This is a genomic window from Ruminococcus flavefaciens 007c (genome assembly GCF_000571935.1).
In the GTDB taxonomy this organism is placed as follows: Bacteria; Bacillota; Clostridia; order Oscillospirales; family Ruminococcaceae; genus Ruminococcus; species Ruminococcus flavefaciens_F.
The window spans coordinates 1-716 of record NZ_ATAX01000039.1 but is presented as its reverse complement, the minus strand read 5'-3'; the positions used below and the strand labels follow the sequence as shown (position 1 = coordinate 716).

At 49.9% G+C, this 716-nt stretch carries 1 protein-coding gene; it reads left to right on the top strand.

Features of this window, described 5'->3' with window-relative positions; translation table 11 throughout:
- The coding region (locus RF007C_RS16115) for a calcium-binding protein (RefSeq protein WP_037301748.1) at window positions 1–716 on the top strand (716 nt) is incomplete at both ends.

Below are 716 nucleotides of genomic sequence, written 5' to 3'. Positions count from 1 at the left end.
CGTTATCAAGGGCAACGGAAGAAGAGACGTTATCTTCGGCGGAGCAGGCAATGACAAGCTCTACGGAGGAAGCGGAAACGACGAGCTTCACGGCGGTACAGGAAACGACTACCTCAACGGCGGCAACGATAACGATACATACGTATTCGAGCTCGGCGACGGTAATGATACAATCAACGAGGAAAGGGCCGGCGGTACAGATAAGGTATTGTTCGGTGAAGGCATCACAGAAGACGACGTAGTTGTAACAAGAGACGGAAACGATATGGTTCTTCTCGTAGGTAAGGATGGAGATTCTATCAGGATCAAGTCTCAGTTTACAGATTACTACAACCGTATTGAAAACTTCGAGTTTGCTGACGGAACAGTCAAGACCATGGCAGACTACTATGCTGAGACCCTTACAATGAACGTAAGCGGCGAGTACTCAGATCCTGACGACTACGCAACAGGTACAACAGTTATCAACGCATCCGATAAGGACGATGTAATCAAGGGCAACGGAAGAAGAGACGTAATCTTCGGCGGCGCAGGCAATGACAAGCTCTACGGAGGAAGCGGAAATGACGAGCTTCACGGCGGTGAAGGAAGTGACTACCTCAACGGCGGCAATGACAACGATACATACGTATTCGAGCTCGGCGACGGCAACGACACCATCAACGAGGAAAGAGCTGGCGGTACAGATAAGGTATTATTCGGTGAGGGCATCACAG